This window comes from Mycobacterium neumannii (genome assembly GCF_048452905.1).
Lineage (GTDB): Bacteria > Actinomycetota > Actinomycetes > Mycobacteriales > Mycobacteriaceae > Mycobacterium > Mycobacterium neumannii_B.
Map to the genome: position 1 here is coordinate 105,287 of NZ_JBCGVF010000006.1, position 15,395 is coordinate 120,681.

General features: G+C 66.9%; 13 protein-coding genes. 6 read left to right on the plus strand and 7 right to left on the minus strand.

Annotated elements, in window-relative coordinates; all coding sequences use genetic code 11:
- The first annotated feature begins 1 nt into the window (after position 1).
- Genes AAHH99_RS18275 through AAHH99_RS18285 form a run of 3 tightly spaced genes read left to right on the plus strand, consistent with a single transcriptional unit; the run spans position 2 to position 4,238 of the window.
- Positions 2 to 952 (plus strand): enoyl-CoA hydratase/isomerase family protein, encoded by a 951-nt coding sequence (locus tag AAHH99_RS18275; protein WP_418769980.1) that lies wholly within the window; start codon positions 2 to 4, stop codon positions 950 to 952.
- On the plus strand, positions 952 to 3,420 hold the full coding sequence (locus tag AAHH99_RS18280) for a CoA transferase (RefSeq protein ID WP_418769981.1): 2,469 nt from the start codon (positions 952 to 954) through the stop codon (positions 3,418 to 3,420). Before AAHH99_RS18275 ends, AAHH99_RS18280 begins: the two co-directional genes overlap by 1 nt.
- 8 nt (positions 3,421 to 3,428) lie before the next feature.
- On the plus strand, positions 3,429 to 4,238 hold the full coding sequence (locus AAHH99_RS18285; RefSeq protein ID WP_418769982.1) for an SDR family NAD(P)-dependent oxidoreductase: 810 nt from the start codon (positions 3,429 to 3,431) through the stop codon (positions 4,236 to 4,238).
- Positions 4,239 to 4,243: 5 nt separating this feature from the next.
- On the opposite strand, the gene AAHH99_RS18290 is transcribed toward AAHH99_RS18285, so the two are convergent.
- Both AAHH99_RS18290 and AAHH99_RS18295 read right to left on the minus strand, forming a co-directional pair.
- Positions 4,244 to 5,080: an SDR family NAD(P)-dependent oxidoreductase gene (locus AAHH99_RS18290; protein WP_418769983.1), complete on the minus strand. Its 837-nt coding sequence runs from the start codon at positions 5,078 to 5,080 to the stop codon at positions 4,244 to 4,246.
- A gap of 18 nt (positions 5,081 to 5,098) precedes the next feature.
- Positions 5,099 to 6,181, minus strand: coding sequence for an NAD-dependent epimerase/dehydratase family protein (locus AAHH99_RS18295; RefSeq protein ID WP_418769984.1), 1,083 nt, complete (start codon positions 6,179 to 6,181; stop codon positions 5,099 to 5,101).
- A 94-nt stretch (positions 6,182 to 6,275) separates the two neighbouring features.
- Here AAHH99_RS18295 and AAHH99_RS18300 point away from each other — a divergent pair, with 94 nt between their 5' ends.
- Complete coding sequence (locus tag AAHH99_RS18300) at positions 6,276 to 7,082, plus strand: lysophospholipid acyltransferase family protein (RefSeq protein ID WP_064412928.1); 807 nt, start codon at positions 6,276 to 6,278, stop codon at positions 7,080 to 7,082.
- A 3-nt stretch (positions 7,083 to 7,085) separates the two neighbouring features.
- Positions 7,086 to 8,693: an acyl-CoA ligase FadD12 gene (fadD12, locus tag AAHH99_RS18305; protein ID WP_418769985.1), complete on the plus strand. Its 1,608-nt coding sequence runs from the start codon at positions 7,086 to 7,088 to the stop codon at positions 8,691 to 8,693.
- On the opposite strand, the gene AAHH99_RS18310 is transcribed toward fadD12, so the two are convergent.
- Positions 8,690 to 10,123 (minus strand): WS/DGAT/MGAT family O-acyltransferase, encoded by a 1,434-nt coding sequence (locus AAHH99_RS18310; protein ID WP_418769986.1) that lies wholly within the window; start codon positions 10,121 to 10,123, stop codon positions 8,690 to 8,692. The two genes, fadD12 and AAHH99_RS18310, sit on opposite strands and share 4 nt — an antisense overlap.
- 142 nt (positions 10,124 to 10,265) lie before the next feature.
- Here AAHH99_RS18310 and AAHH99_RS18315 point away from each other — a divergent pair, with 142 nt between their 5' ends.
- Positions 10,266 to 11,237, plus strand: coding sequence for an NADPH:quinone oxidoreductase family protein (locus AAHH99_RS18315; protein ID WP_418769987.1), 972 nt, complete (start codon positions 10,266 to 10,268; stop codon positions 11,235 to 11,237).
- Positions 11,238 to 11,258: 21 nt separating this feature from the next.
- Here the strand turns inward: AAHH99_RS18315 and AAHH99_RS18320 are convergent, their stop codons facing one another.
- From AAHH99_RS18320 to AAHH99_RS18335, 4 genes are all read right to left on the minus strand, one after another.
- Positions 11,259 to 12,002 (minus strand): SDR family NAD(P)-dependent oxidoreductase, encoded by a 744-nt coding sequence (locus AAHH99_RS18320; protein WP_418770264.1) that lies wholly within the window; start codon positions 12,000 to 12,002, stop codon positions 11,259 to 11,261.
- Positions 12,003 to 12,068: 66 nt separating this feature from the next.
- Positions 12,069 to 13,148 carry a phosphotransferase gene (locus AAHH99_RS18325; protein WP_418769988.1) on the minus strand — a complete coding sequence of 360 codons (1,080 nt, stop codon included), beginning with the start codon at positions 13,146 to 13,148 and terminating at the stop codon, positions 12,069 to 12,071.
- Between the two features lie 13 nt (positions 13,149 to 13,161).
- On the minus strand, positions 13,162 to 13,998 hold the full coding sequence (locus AAHH99_RS18330; RefSeq protein WP_064346531.1) for a mycofactocin-coupled SDR family oxidoreductase: 837 nt from the start codon (positions 13,996 to 13,998) through the stop codon (positions 13,162 to 13,164).
- Positions 13,999 to 14,037: 39 nt separating this feature from the next.
- Complete coding sequence (locus tag AAHH99_RS18335) at positions 14,038 to 15,168, minus strand: cytochrome P450 (RefSeq protein ID WP_418770265.1); 1,131 nt, start codon at positions 15,166 to 15,168, stop codon at positions 14,038 to 14,040.
- Between the last annotated feature and the right edge of the window lie 227 nt (positions 15,169 to 15,395).

The following is a 15,395-nucleotide window of genomic DNA, read 5'->3' on the forward strand; positions in this document are numbered from 1 at the left end:
CATGTCGGATACCGGGAGTCGGCCCGCCCCTGAGGAAATCGTCCTCTACGAGAAGGACCCGGCGACCAAGATCGCGACCATCACGTTCAACCGGCCGGAGTACCTGAACGCGCCGACGTCGGCCGCGCGGTTGCGGTACGCCGACCTGCTGCGGGGCGCCACCGTTGACGACGACGTGAAGGTAGTCGTGATCCGCGGTGTCGGAGACAATCTCGGCAGCGGCGCGGACCTGCCGGAGTTCATGGATGGCGACGAGTCAGCTCGGTTGGCCGAGCTGAGGGTGGACGATCCGGCCGTCGCCTATCCGCCGAAGGGTTCGTTTCGGCACGGCGCGACGATGGGGCAGTGGTACGCCAACGCCGCTGCGGGCAACCGGGCGTTGCAGGAACTCAAGAAGATCAGCATCGTCGAGGCCAAGGGCTACTGCTACGGCTGGCACTTCTATCAGTGCGCCGACGCGGACCTGGTGATCTCCAGTGACGACGCGCTGTTCGGCCATCCGTCGTTCCGGTACTTCGGCTGGGGCCCGCGGATGTGGACCTGGGTGATGACCATGGGGCTGCGGCCATTCCAGGAGATGGTGTTCACCGGTCGCCCGTTCACCGCCGAAGAGATGCTCGCCTGCAACTTCCTCAACAAGGTCGTGGCGCGCGACCAGCTGGAGGACGAGGTCGCCAAGTACGCCCACGCGTGCGCACGGAACCGGCCGGTGGACAGCGTCTTTCAGCAGAAGATGTTCTTCGAGGTGGTCAAGCAGTTCCAAGGCGAATACCTCGGCAGCCTGCTGTCGGCGATGTTCGAGTCGATGGGCGGCGCGGCGCGGCCGGACGGCGACGACTTCATGCTCGCCGATGCGATCGATGTGGGCCTCGCGGACGCCGTCAACGACAACGACGACAAGTTCCCGCCCGAGTTCCGGCTGAGCAAGGCCAACCGCAGAAAGAAGGATTAGTGCCGGCGCTGGACGAGTACACCATCGTTGACCTGTCGAGCGGAATCGCGGGCGCCTACGCCACCAAACTGCTCGCCGACGGCGGCGCCACCGTGATCAAAGTCGAGTCGCCGCAGGGCGATCCGCTGCGGAGCTGGTCCGCGTCCGGTGCGCACATCGAGCCCGGCACCGACGGGGCACTGTTCAGCTTCCTGGCCTGCTCGAAACACAGCGTCGTCGTCGACCCGCAGCGCGCCGACGATCTCGAGGTGCTGCGCGCGCTGGTGCGGTCGGCCGACGCGGTGGTGTGGTCGCGCGGGTCGGAGGTGGCGGAGCTCGGCGAGTTCGCCCCGGCCGCGCTGGCCGACGCCTACGGTCACCTGACCGTCACCGCGATCACCCCGTTCGGGCTCGACGGACCCTGGGCCGACAAACCCGCCACCGAGTTCACGCTGCAGGCGTGGTCGGGCGGCGTGATCGGACTGGGTCGGGGAGCCCCGGATCGCGCGCCGCTGTTCGTCGCGGGTCAGATCGGGGAGTGGCTCGCGGGCGCGTACGCGGCCGCGGGCACCACGACGGCGGCGTCGGGCCTGGTCGACGTCTCGATCCTCGAAGCCCAGATCCTCTGCCTGACTTACTATTCGGTGTCGTTCAACGACGCGCTCGGGCGTCCGTTCCGCGACCGCCGCCGGTTGACCGTCCCCGGTGTCGCGTCCGCGGCCGACGGGCTGGTGGCGTTGGGGTGCGGCACCGCGCAACAGTGGTTCGACCTGTGCGCGATGGTCGGCCACGACGAGTGGATCGACGAGGGCGGCGATCTGTCGATCACCGAACAGGCCAACATCCACGCCGAGCAGATCTACGGGTGGGTGCGGGAGAACCGCGTCGAGGACATCCTCGAGCTCTCGAGCGCGTTTCGGATTCCGAATGCACCCGTCGGAAACGGCGCCACCGTCACCGGTTTCGACCAGTTCGTCGAACGCGGCACGTTCGTCACCAATCCGCGCGACGGCTTCACCCAGCCCGGGCCGCCGTACCGCACCACACCGTCGCTGCTGCGCGAGCCACAGCCCGCGCCCCGGCTCGGCGAGCACACCGATCTGTACCGTTCGCGAACGGTACAACAGGGTCGCGATTCCGCCGGGGACGCGACCCTGGGGTTGCTTCCGCGAACGGTACAACAGGGTCGCGATTCCGCCGGGGATACGACCCTGGGGTTAGTTTCGCGAACACCGTTCGAGGGGCTACGGGTGCTCGATATGACGAGCTTCTGGGCCGGCCCGTCGTGCACCCACATGCTGACCTTACTGGGCGCCGAGGTGATCCACGTCGAATCGACGGCGCGGCCCGACGGCACGCGGCTCATCGCCGGGGTGCCGATCACCGAGGAGCAGTGGTGGGAGCGCTCGCCGATCTTCTCCGGCCTGAACACCAACAAGAAAAGCGTCACGCTCGACATCCGGACGGAGCGCGGCGTCGAACTGCTGCGCCGGCTGATCACGACCTGCGACGTCGTCGTCGAGAACTACACCCCGCGCGTGCTCGACCAGATCGGTCTGGACTTCGATGCCGTGCACCGGCTGCGCCCCGACGCGATCGTGATGCGCATGCCGGGCTTCGGGCTCGACGGGCCGTGGCGCGACAAGCCGGCGTTCGCCTACGTGATCGAGGACTGTTCAGGGATCACCTGGTTGACCGGCCATCCCGATCAGAACCCGGTCGAACCGTATTCCGTCGGCGACCCCAACGCCGGTGTGCACGGCCTCAACGCTCTGCTACTCGCGCTGGCGCACCGGCGACGGACCGGGGAGGGCGTCCGGATCGAGGCCGCCATGGTCGATGCCGCGCTCAACGTCGCCGCTGAACAGGTCATCGAGTACTCGGCATACGGAAACCTGCTGCAACGCCAGGGGAACCGGGGACCGACCGCGGCGCCGCAGAACCTGTACCGCACCAGTGAACTCGACGAATTCGGTCGCCCCGACGACTGGGTCGCCATCGCGGTGGCCACCGACGAGCAGTGGGCCGGCCTGGTCGACGCCCTCGCGTGCCCGGCGTGGGCGACCGACGAGATGACCACGGTCGACGGGCGGCGCCGCCACCACGACACCATCGACGAGCACCTGAGCGCGTGGTGCGCCGACCGGAGCGGTGGCGAGATCGTCGAAACGCTCTGGGCGGCAGGTGTTCCGGTGGCCAAGGTGATGCAACCGCACCGTGTCGGCGACCTTCCGCAGCTGGTGCACCGCGGCTTCTACGAGGAGGTCGACCATCCGGTCAACCCGACGGCGCGGCACAGCACGCTGCCGATGCGCCTGGCGTCGGTGCGCAGCTTCCACCACAGCCCCGCCCCGCTGCTGGGACAGCACAACCGCGAGGTCCTCACCGGTCTCGGGCTCAGCGAGGACGAGATCGCGGAACTGGAGGAGCAGGCGGTCATCGGATCGGCTCCCGCGGGTCTCACCATTCGCACAACCAAAACTGGTTGACTCGACCCGTGGCAATCGATCCGTCGGACATCCTGCTGACCGGGCGCGTCGCGGTCGTCACGGGCGGTGGCGCGGGCATCGGCAGGGGAATCGCCGAAGGGCTCGCGGCCTTCGGGGCGTCCGTCGCGATCTGGGAGCGCGACCCTGACACCTGCGCCGCGACCGCCGAAAGTATCGGCGCGCTGGGTCTCGTCACCGATGTGCGTGACAGCGCGCAGGTGGACACCGCGCTCGAGTCCACCGTCGGCGAGCTCGGCGAGGTGTCGATTCTGGTGAACAACGCCGGTGGCACCTTTTTCTCCCCGATGCTCGAGACCACCGAGAACGGCTGGGATGCGCTGTACAAGGCCAACCTCCGTCACGTTCTGCTGTGCACCCAGCGGGTGGCACGCCGTCTCGCGGCGGCGGGCAGCCCCGGCAGCGTGATCAACGTGACGTCCATCGAAGGTGTGCGCGCCGCACCGGGATACGCCGCATACGCCGCGGCCAAAGCAGGCGTCATCAACTACACGCAGACCGCGGCGTTCGAACTGTCCCCGCACGGCATCCGGGTCAACGCGCTCGCCCCGGACCTCACCCTGACCGAGGGGCTGATGCAGATCTCCGGCGGGACGTTGAACCCCGACATCGCCCCCGGCATACCGATGGGCCGACCGGGTCATGTCGACGAAGTCGCTAGCGCCGCAGTGTTTCTCGCCTCCGATATGGCCAGCTACATCACCGGCCAGACCATCCACGTCGACGGCGGGACCCACGCCGCGGGCGGCTGGTATCACCATCCGCAGACGGGCAGGCCGACGCTCGGCCCGCCGGGGTGAGCGCGTCAGTGCGTCCAGCCGGCGGCGGACTGGTCCTCGAATGTGCGGTCGATGCGCTCGAAGCGACGGCGGATCGAACCGCGAGCCGCGCTGTGCGGCAACACGTAGAGCCGGTTGGCCAGTACCGCCTCAGCGGTGAGCCGGGCGACGTCGCCGACCTGGACCAGCGGGTCGGTGGGCTCCAACAACATTTGTGAACCGTCGGCCGACGACGACGTGGCCGGTCCGTACTCGGAGCTCCGCACACGCTCGCTGCTGTTCACCAGATCGGTCTCCACGATCATCGGACACAGCACCGATACCCCGATCCCGTTGGCGCGCACCTCGCGGGATAACGTCTCGGCCAGTGCGACGACGCCGTACTTGGCAACGCAGTACGGGCCAAGCCCGACGTTCGGAATCAGCCCCGCGAATGAAGCCGTGAAGATGATGTGGCTCTCGGCCTCCTGGGCGATCAACCGCGGCAAGAACGCCTCGACGCCGTGGATCGGCCCCCACAAGTCCACGTCGATCACGAAACGCCAGTCGTCGTGGCTGGCTTCCGAGATCGGCCCGGCGAACCCGATCCCGGCGTTGTTGAACACCACATGCACGGCGCCGAAGACCCGAAAAGCTTCATCGGCCAACACGACGACCTCGTCGAGTTTGCGGACGTCGCACACCACGCCGTGAGCGTCGACGCCGTCAGAGCGCAGCCTCGCGACCGCCTCATCCAACGCCGAGCGGTTGATATCGGCCAACATGATGCGCGCCCCGCGCCGGGCGAACTCTTGCGCGGCGGCGAAACCGATGCCGCTTGCGCCGCCGGTGATGACCGCTGCGCGGCCGTTGAACGTCTCCACCCGCCGAAGACTAGGCGGTCAGGTCAGATCGCGGGGTCGATCCCACGCCGGCTCGCCCAGCCGGGCGCGGATCGCCGCCCACGGGTCCGCGTACTTGCCGGGTGTGTTGCGGTATGCGCCCCGTCGCGCGAGCAGTGCGCGCGCAAGCGGCGCAAGCGGTGTCAGCAACCGCATCGCGTACCGCGTCCAGCCCGCGTTGGCGGCGGCCTCGGCTTTCATGTCGGGCCACGAGTGATGCTGGAACCGCAACGCTTCCTGCGCGCGCGTCGTGTCCATCCAATCGGTGACGAACCATGTGTCGTCACGCTCGGGGTCGCCGGGTCTGCCGGGCGGCAGTACCCCGGGCAGGCCTCGGGCCGCCGCCAGCGCCGCGCCCACGTCGCCCTGGCGGATCCGGTGCGAGTCGTCGCCGGCGATCAGCAGGATCTCCCCGACGACGTCGGCGGTGGTCGCCGCGGCGAAGGCCCACGCGACATCGCGGACATCGACGGTGTGCAATCGGCCGTCGGTCGGAAGGAGGCTCTCGAAGTACAGGGCGTCGGCGCTCATCGGCATCGCGTTGGGATCGGTGCTCAGCACACCACCGAGACGCAGAACCACCCATGGCAGTTTCGATGCCCGCACGATCGCCTCGGCCTCCGCCTTGGTGCCGCTGTACAGGTCGCACGGCCGCATCGGGTCATCGGCCCGCACGGGCGCGCTCGCCGTGTGGGGGTTGCGCGCACCGTAGACCGCGTTGCTCGACGCCTGCACGAAGCGCGGCGGCGTCGGTTGTTGTTCGGCGACGCGCACCAGCGTGGCGGTGGCCTCGACGTTGACGCGCCGGGCAAGGTTGGAGTTCTTGTAGATCGGCGGCGGGATCACGGCGGCCAGATGGATGATCGCCTCGGGCGCGGTGTCGGCGACAAGTCGCTGCACCTGAGCCTCGTCGGTCAGGTCGGTCCATCGCACCGAGGCGCCCCGCGGGAGTTTCGCCTGTGCTTTCCTGTTCGCGGGGGTCTCCAGGTCGGCCACCACCACCGAGCGTCCGAGTTCCGCGAGCCTGCGCACGGTCGCCGACCCCACCAGGCCGAAGCCGCCGGTCACCAATACCGCCGCCATCCTGCCTCCCACCTGCGAATATGACATTCTCTTTTTACGAAAGTAGCATGTTCAGGTCTAGGGGAGGGGCGGCGCGGGGTATGACAGGTACGCCATGAACAGCAATGGGGCGCAGAAGCCGGAAGTCGCCAAGTGGGACCCGGCGTTCACCCGCGGCATCGTCAACACGGTCGGCCCGCTCATCCGGCGGTACTTCCGCGCCGAGGTGCGCGACGTCGACGCCATGCCGGCTGCCGGTGGGGCGCTGTTGGTGTCCAACCACTCGGGCGGCATGCTGACGCCGGACGTGCTGATCTTCGCGCCCGCCTTCTACGAGAAGTTCGGCTTCGACCGCCCCGTGTACACGCTTGGGCACGACGCCATATTCGTCGGGCCGGTTGGCACGTTGCTGCGGCGCGCGGGCGTCATCGGGGCTAATCGGGAGAACGCGGCGAAGGCCTTGCGTGAAGGCGCGGTGGTCCTGGTGTTCCCCGGCGGGGATTACGACTCCTACCGGCCGACGTTCAGCGAGAACGTGATCGACTTCGCCGGCCGTACGGGCTACGTCCGGACCGCGATCGAGGCCGGTGTCCCGATCGTGCCGATGGTTTCGGTCGGCGCTCAGGAGACGCAGCTGTTTCTCGCGCGGGGCGACTCGATCGCCCGGCGCATCGGCCTCAAGCGGCTGCGCGCCGAGATCCTGCCGATCAGCGTCGGATTCCCGTTCGGGGTGTCGGTGTTCTTCCCGCCGAACCTTCCGTTGCCCGCCAAGATCACCACGCGGGTGTTGCCGCCGATTGATGTTCTCGAGCAGTTCGGGGAGGACCCGGACGTGAAGGAGGTCGACGAGCACGTGCGCTCGGTGATGCAGGCCGCGCTCGACGAGCTGGCCGCGGAACGCCGATTCCCGGTGTTGGGCTGAGAGATGGCCGACGTCCTAGGTCTCGTGCAGACGCTGTGGCGGGCGGGCCTGATCGCTCCGCTGCGCCCCGACAAATACCTGCGGATGGGTGCGGCGATGCGCCGCGTGGGCATGACGGCGACGGTCGGTTTCGCCGCGGCCGCGCAGCGCTGCCCCGACCGTCCCGGGCTCGTCGATGAACGCGGCACCCTGACCTTCAAGCAGATCGACGATCGCTGCGACGCGGTGGCCACGGCGCTGCAAAACCTTCCCGGCGGCACGCCGAAAACCGTTGCCGTGATGTGCCGCAACCACCGCGGGTTCATCGAGTCGCTGGTGGCATCGAACCGGATGGGCGCCGACGTCTTGCTGCTGAACACCTCGTTCGCGGGACCGGCGCTGGCCGAGGTGGTCGATCGGGAAGGTGCCGACGTCGTCATCTACGACGAGGAGTTCTCCGGGATCGTCGAGCAGGCCATGGCAGACAAGCCGGACGCGACGCGCATCCTCGCCTGGACCGACGAAGTTACCGACGGCCCGACGCTCGATCAGCTCATCGAAGCCAATCTCGGCAAGCAGCCCGCCCCGGCCGAACGCAAGAGCGACATCATCTTGCTGACGTCTGGCACCACCGGGACCCCGAAGGGCGCCAAACGCGGTGAAGGCAGCGGCGGCGCAGGCGATCTCAAGGCGGTTCTGGACCGGACGCCATGGCGTGCCGAAGAGGCGACCGTCATCGTCGCGCCGATGTTCCACGCGTGGGGCTTTTCGCAGTTGCTGTTCTCCGCGCTGCTGGCCTGCACCATCGTCACGCGGCGCAAATTCGACCCGGAGGCGACGCTGGAGTTGATCGACCGCTACAAGGCGACCGGCCTGGTCGTGGTACCGGTGATGTTCGACCGGATCATGGACCTGCCGGACGATGTGTTGAATCGCTACAGCGGCAAGTCACTTCGCTTCGCAACGGCCTCGGGTTCCCGGATGCGTCCCGATGTGGTGATCAAGTTCATGGACCGGTTCGGCGACGTCATCTACAACAACTACAACGCCACAGAGGCGGGGATGATCGCCACCGCAACGCCGTCGGACCTGCGAGCGGCGCCCGACACGGCAGGAACCGCCGCCGATGGCACCGAGATCCGCATCTACGACGCGGATTTCAACGAACTTCCCACCGGGCAGACCGGCCAGATCTTCGTCCGAAGCGGCACATTGTTCGACGGATACACCTCCGGCAAGACCAAGGACTTCCACGACGGGTTCATGGCGTCGGGGGATGTCGGTTACCTCGACGAGGCCGGTCGGTTGTTCGTGGTCGGCCGCGACGACGAGATGATCGTCTCCGGCGGCGAGAACGTCTACCCGATCGAGGTCGAGAAGACGCTGGGCCAACACTCCGATGTCAAGGAGGCGGTGGTGCTCGGTGTCGACGACGAGCAGTACGGTCAGCGCCTCGTCGCGTTCGTCGTGCTGAACGACGGCGGAAGCGCCGGCCCCGACGACCTCAAGCAGCACGTCCGCGACAACCTCGCCAACTACAAGGTGCCGCGGCAGATCACCGTCCTCGACGAACTGCCGCGCGGCAGCACCGGCAAAGTGGCGCGGAAGGACCTTCTCGACCGCGTCGACTAGCGGGCCGCTCGGGCCGGGGCCATCGCCGTACCCACCACGGACAAGGCGGGAAGTCCTGCCGCAGCGCGGATCTCGTCGAGTCCGTGCACCATGGCGTCGGTGGCTTCGTGGATGTCATTGAAGGTTCGGTCGTCGGACAGGATCGAGATGTCCACCTGGTCGACGTAGCTCCACACCGTCATGTTGAACGCGCTACCGGCCGAGAGCACGCCGATCGAGTAGATCTCGCTCACCGGGGCGCCGCCGATGTGGCCGCGTCGGCGCGGTCCCGGCACGCTCGACACCGCGACGTTCATCAGCGGATTGTGCTTGGCGCGCTGGCTCTGCCAGCGCAGTAGCGCCGGTGTCAGCGGGGGAGGCAGGTATTCCATCAGCTGGCCCTGCAGTTTGGGGCCGAGCAGTTCATAGTTCTCTTTGGCCCGCCCCGTTGCCAGGGAGGTCAGCCGGACCCGTTCGAGCGGATCATCGATGTGAACGGGAAGAGATACCGACAGCCCACCGATTTCGTTGCCGGTGATCCGGTCGGGGGACAGGTCCGTGCTGACAGGGACCGACGCCATCAACGGACGGTCCGCGCGCCCGTCGTAACGCAACAACAGTTCTCGCAGCCCACCCGCCGCAGTGGCCAGCACAAGATCGTTGAACGTCACCTCGAGCTGCTTGGCCGTCTCCTTGATCTCGGCCAGCGACAGCGACGCGGTGGCGAACGTGCGTCCCGGCGAGACCACGTGGTTGAGGAACGTCGGCGGCGTGCGGAACATCTTCGCCAGGTCCGGTTGATCGGCGCGCTCTTTGGCGCGGCGCCGCAACTTGGTGAACCCCCGGACGGCGTCACGGGCGAGAGTGGGCAGCGCGGCGACGTTCGTGGCGTGGTCGCGCATCGCGAACTTCATCAGCTCGGAGCGACCCGGGCTGTCACAGACGGCGTAGTCCTCGTGCTCGTGCTGCGTGCCGTCCGCGAGATCCATCAGCCGCGCAAGCAGATTCGCCGATGCCACACCATCGGCCAGTGTGTGGTGCACCTTGCCGATGAGCGCGAACCGGTCGTCGGCCATTCCCTCGGCGAAGTGGAACTCCCACAGCGGCCGGCTGCGGTCGAGCGGCGTGCTGGCGATCCGGCCGATGACCTCGTCGAGCTCGCGGCGACCACCCGGGCTCGGCACGTGCACACGGCGCAGGTGGTAGTCGAGATCCACCGGGCAGTCCTCGAGCCACATCGGATGGTGCAACTTCCAGGGGATGTCGACGAGCCGGTAGCGCAGCGGGTCGAGCAGGTGCAGTCGCCGGGCGATGGTTCGCCGGAAGTGATCGAAGGTGAATTCACCGTCGAACTCGGCGGCGTTGATGATCGCGACCTTCAAGGTGTGCGTGTGCAGGTTGGGCGTCTCGCTGTAGAGCAGCATGGCGTCCATGCCGTTGAGTCGCTTCACATCCCCACCCCTTGCGGACAACCGGTACCCAAGGGTCCATCGAACCACTCGGACGGACATGCTCGGGGGGTTTCAGTCAGCGGAGCTACGGGGCTCGTAACCTCATGACTATTGTTAGGTGATCGAACGATTGGAGTGAGTGATGAGAGCGGTCGTGTGCCGGGAGTATTGCCAACCGGAGGATCTCGTGCTCGACGAACTTCCCGACCCGACACCGCAACCCGGTCAAGTCGTCATCAGGGTGCGTGCGGCTGCGGTGAACTATCCCGATGTGCTGTTGATCGGCGGCAACTATCAGGTCAAGGTCCCGCCTCCCTTCAGCCCCGGCAGCGAGATGGCCGGAGAGGTGATCGCCGTCGGTGACGGCGTCGACTGCCGCGTCGGCTCCCGAGTGACGGCGACGACGTTCGTCGGTGCCTTCGCCGAGCAGGCGGTGGTGGACGCACGCGCGGTGTCGCCGATTCCGGATGGCGTCGACTACGCCGAAGCCGCCGCGTTCGGGGTCACGTATCGGACCGCTTACTACACCTTGCGCACGATCGCGCCGGTGTGCCCGGGTGATTGGGTCGTCGTGCTCGGTGCCGCCGGGGGCGTGGGTATCGCCGCCGTCGACATTGCGCAACTTCTCGGGGGCAGGGTGCTGGCCGCGGCCTCCGGCGAGGAAAAGCTCGAGCTGTGCCGCCAGCGCGGGGCCGAAGCATGTGTGGACTACGACCGCGAAAACCTGCGGGACCGGATCAAGGAGATCACCGGCAAGGCCGGCGCACAGATCGTCGTCGACCCCGTCGGCGGGCCGTACTCCCTGCCCGCGCTGCGGGGCCTGGGGCGGGGCGGAACATTCGTCACGCTCGGGTACGCGGCCGGTGAGATTCCTTCCATTCCCCTGAATCTTGTTCTGCTCAAAGGGATCACCGTGCGCGGCATGGAGATCCGGACCTTCGCGTCCGACTATCCGGACGAGGTCATACGCGACGACGAAGAGCTGGACGCACTCTTCGCCGAAGGGAAGCTGCGACCGTACATCGGTGGGCGTTTTCCGCTCGACGATGCCGCGGTCGCGTTGCGCCACGTCGCGGAGCGCAAGGCATTGGGCAAGATCGTCATCGGGATCTGAATGCGCTCGAGTCGCGCGGGTTTAGAGAGTGCGGAACAGTCCGCCGTCGACGAGAATCTGTGCTCCGTTGATGTAACCGGCCGCGTCGCTGGCCAGGAAAACGCACAAGCCGACCATGTCCTCGGGCACCCCGATGCGCTTCATCGGATTCATCGCCGCCGCCGCGGCCTGCGCCTGCGGGCCCCAGGATTTCGAGATATCGGTGTCGAACGCACCCGGCATGACGAGGTTGGCCCGAACCTTCGGCGCCCACGCCCCGGCTAGGGCCAGGGTCAGGGCGTTGAGCCCCGCCTTCGCCATGGCATAGGGGAGGTCGGCCGTATCTGGTCGCAGTGTGCCCGCCGTGGTGACGTTGATGATCGACCCGCCGTCCGCCTCCGCCATCCGAGTTCCGAAAAGCGTTGCCAGCCGGAACGGTCCGCGCGCATTGACCGCGTGCACCTTGTCGTAGAGTTCCTGCGTGACAGAGGTGAGATCGTCGTACACCGGCGACATTCCGGCGTTGTTGATCAGCACATCGCATCGACCGAAGGCGTCGTAGACCTTCTCGAGGAGCGCCTCGGAGTCGTCCCACCGGCCCACATGGCATCCGACGGGCAGAGCGCGCCGACCGGTGGTGCGCTCGATCTCCGCGGCGACCGCTTCACAGTTCTCGAGCTTTCGGCTGGCGATCACCACATCGGCGCCCGCCTCCGCGAACCCCTGGGCGACGGCCCGGCCGATCCCGCGGCTGCCGCCAGTGATGACCACGACCTTGTCGCTCATGTCGAGCAGGTCCCGAAGACGGGTCACCCTTTTCTCCTTCAGTTTCAGGTGACGGGCTGGACGCGGTCAGTCCAGGGCCGACAGCGCGGCGCGGGTGTCGAGGTCGACGAACGCCGCCGAATACCGTTGTGCCAGAGCTAAACAGATGTCCGCGCCCTGCCAGGCGTCGCCCCCGGAGAGGGTGGCCATCCAGATGGCCAGCCCGTGCGCGACCGACGCGCGGTAGCGCAGCCACACCTCCTCGGCCGACGGAAGTTCGGCGGCGGGCAGCCTGAGCGCGGCCCGGTACTCGTCGAGCAGATCCCGCTCGGCTTTTCTGCGGTCCTCGATCGTCAGCGCACCCTGCACGAAGTAGCCCAGATCCAGCGACCAGTTACCGCGTCGGGCCATCTGCCAGTCCAGGAACCCCACGTCGTCATCGGGCAACACGTAGGTGTTGCCGATGTGCGGATCACCGTGCAGCAGCGTCTCGGGTGACTTCGAAGTTCCGGTGAGGGTGCCGATGTAGCGGGCCCAGATATCGACGAAAAGCTCCGTGCCGCTCATCTCGACGATCTCCGAGGACACGGTGTTGCCCAGTCGTTCTCGGGCGATGTCGAGCGGAGCATGCTCGAGGCCTTCGAACGCGACGAACGGCTCGACCCAGCCCAGCGCTGGGTTCGCGGTGAGCCGCTCACCCCAGAACTGGCTGTGCATGCGCGCCAGCCCGCGCACTCCGTTGGCGACCTGCTCGACCGTCATCGGCCGGGTGGAGTCGCGTGGGTCGGCGCCGCGCGCGACGACGTCCTCCATGATCATCACGAAGCTCGAGCCGGGCTCGTCGATCAGCGCGGCGTAGACAGTCGGATGGTCCAGCGGCAGTGACACCCCCGAAGTGAAAAGCCGCGGTTCGTGGAACAGGCCGCTGGTGAGTGCGACGAGTTCGGCGTGGTCGGGGTCGACGGCCTTGGCGAACACTGTCGCCGGACCCGACCCCGCCGAATACCTCAGCGCCAGCCGCGCCCGGCGGTTGGTGCCGTCGTCGCGCAGCGCGACGCTGACGGCGTCGACGGTGGCGCCCGGGAAGTGCTTCCCGAGCACCGCCGTCATCCACCCCGGCGTGATCTCCTCCCAACTGCGCGGAAGCGACAGCTCGGCGGCGGTCATCTGCCGGGCCCCGTTACTTGAGGCAGCTGCCGCCGTCGACCGGCAGCGTCACGCCGGTGATGTAGCGGCTCTCGTCGGAGGCCAGGAACAGCACCGCGTTGGCGATGTCCTCGGGCTCCACCCAGCCGATCGGCAGCGTGTGCATCATCTGCGCAACGACCTTCATGTCGTCGGGGCCCGGGTTCTCCAGGTCGGGACGGAACAGCTTCATCGTCCCCTCGTTCATGTACAGCGGCGTGTTGACGTTGGTCGGATGCACGGAGTTGACCCGGATGTTCTGTGCGCCGAGCTCGACCGCGAACGTCCGCATCAGGCCCACCACACCGTGTTTCGCCGCGACGTAATGGCCCGTGTGCGGGTAGGCCTTCAGGCCGCCGACCGAACTGGTGAGAATGATCGAACCGCCGCGGCCACCGGCCAGGATGTGCGGGACACCGGCCTTGACGCTCTTCCAGACGCCGCCGAGGTTGACATCGATCATGTCGGTCCAGTCACCTTCGCTGGTTTTGTCCAGCGTCGCGCCGCCGTTGCCGATGCCGGCGTTGGCGACGATGATGTCCAGCCGGCCGAGCTGTTCGACTCCGGTGTCGACGGCGGCCTTGAGCGCGTCGAAGTCGCGGACGTCGACCTCGGCGGTGTAGATGCGGCGGTTGAGGCCCTTCACCAGATCAGCGGTTTCCGCAAGGTCTTCGGGCGTCGACAGTGGAATCTGCACGCTGTCGATCTGCTTGCAGATGTCGACGGCGATGATGTCGGCGCCTTCCTGGGCCAGCCGTACGGCATGTGCGCGGCCCTGGCCGCGGGCGGCGCCGGTGATGAAAGCGACCTTGCCTTCAACGCGTCCGGTCATCGGTTACCTCAATTCGTTGTGGTTACAGGGGTCTCGGTGCTATTTCGAGTTCACGAAGGTGGGCATGGATTCCCAGCCGCGGACCGCGGTGGTCTGCGACGGGCGCGCGTTGGGCCAGTCGACCTCCCAGGTCGGGAATCTCTTGAGGATTTCCTCGAGCGCGATCCGGCCCTCCAGTCGGGCGAGCGCGTTACCCATGCAGAAGTGGGTTCCGGCGCCGAAAGTCATGTGTGAGTGCAGCTCTCGGTGGATATCGAAGACGTCGCCGTCCGGCGGGAAGCGGCGATGGTCGCGGTTGGCCGCACCCACCAGCATCAGCATGGCCGATCCCTCGGGGACCGTCTGGCCGTAGTACTCCACATCACGGGTCACGTAACGGGCGATCTGCAGCGCGGGCGGTTCCCAGCGCAGGATCTCTTCGATCGCCTGCGGAATGAGGCTCGGGTCTGCGGCCAACTCGGCGCGCTGGTCGGGGTAATCGGCGAGTGTCTTTCCGGCCCAACCGATCAAGCGCGTCGTGGTCTCGCTGCCCGCCGTGGCGATGACCGTCAGGTACATCAACAGTTCTTCCCGGCGTAGTCGGCGACGGGTGCCGGTTTCGTCTTCGAACTCGGCGTTCAGCAGATCCGTCATGATGTCGTCGGAGGGATGTTCGGTGCGGTAGTCGATGAACTCGGCGAACACCTCACCGCTTGCCAGTAGATCGACCGAGTCGCTCTGCAACGTCGCTTCACCGTGTTCGGTGACGCGGCGCTGGTCGGCTTCGGGAATGCCCAACAGCATTCCAATGACCCGCATCGGCATCTGCGCGCCGAGATCGGTGACGAAGTCGAATTTGTCCGTGCCGGTCAACGGGTCCAGGCAACGGGCGGTGAACTCGCGGATCTGAGGCTCCAGCGCCTGCACTTTGCGCGGGGTGAACACCCGGGACAGCAGGTTGCGGTGGATGTTGTGGATCGGCGGGTCTTCGAAAATCAGTGTGCCCGGGGGGATTTCCATGCCCGATTTGATGATCTCGAGCAACGCACCGCGACCAGAGATGAAGGTCTGGTGGTCGATGACGGCCTTGTTGACGTCCTCGAACCGGCTTAACGCGTAGAAGTCGTGCTTGTCGTTGTAGTACAGCGGGGCCTCTTCACGCAGACGCGCGAAGACCGCATAGGGGTTCATGTTGAGGTCGACGCTGTACGGGTCGTAGTACAACTCGTCTTGCTTCGCTTCGTGCACGTCGGGATTTTCAGCGCTGATCGTCACCGGATCGCCTCTCGCCGGTCAGGTCGCATAAGACAGTGGGCTGGCATTTGTCTCACAACTCTGGCATTCGCTCCGGAGGAGTGTCAATACGGGATTCAAAACGGAATATTTAAGCTCTTCGCTGGGAAGAATCCGATTCTCCA

Coding starts and splice junctions, on each gene's coding strand:
- AAHH99_RS18330 (WP_064346531.1), bottom strand. CDS start 13,998: ATGACCGGACGCGTTGAAGGCAAGGTCGCTTTCATCACCGGCGCCGCC.
- AAHH99_RS18320 (WP_418770264.1), bottom strand. CDS start 12,002: ATGAGCGACAAGGTCGTGGTCATCACTGGCGGCAGCCGCGGGATCGGC.
- AAHH99_RS18335 (WP_418770265.1), bottom strand. CDS start 15,168: ATGAACCCCTATGCGGTCTTCGCGCGTCTGCGTGAAGAGGCCCCGCTG.
- AAHH99_RS18275 (WP_418769980.1), top strand. CDS start 2: ATGTCGGATACCGGGAGTCGGCCCGCCCCTGAGGAAATCGTCCTCTAC.
- fadD12 (WP_418769985.1), top strand. CDS start 7,086: ATGGCCGACGTCCTAGGTCTCGTGCAGACGCTGTGGCGGGCGGGCCTG.
- AAHH99_RS18300 (WP_064412928.1), top strand. CDS start 6,276: ATGAACAGCAATGGGGCGCAGAAGCCGGAAGTCGCCAAGTGGGACCCG.
- AAHH99_RS18295 (WP_418769984.1), bottom strand. CDS start 6,181: ATGGCGGCGGTATTGGTGACCGGCGGCTTCGGCCTGGTGGGGTCGGCG.
- AAHH99_RS18315 (WP_418769987.1), top strand. CDS start 10,266: ATGAGAGCGGTCGTGTGCCGGGAGTATTGCCAACCGGAGGATCTCGTG.
- AAHH99_RS18325 (WP_418769988.1), bottom strand. CDS start 13,148: ATGACCGCCGCCGAGCTGTCGCTTCCGCGCAGTTGGGAGGAGATCACG.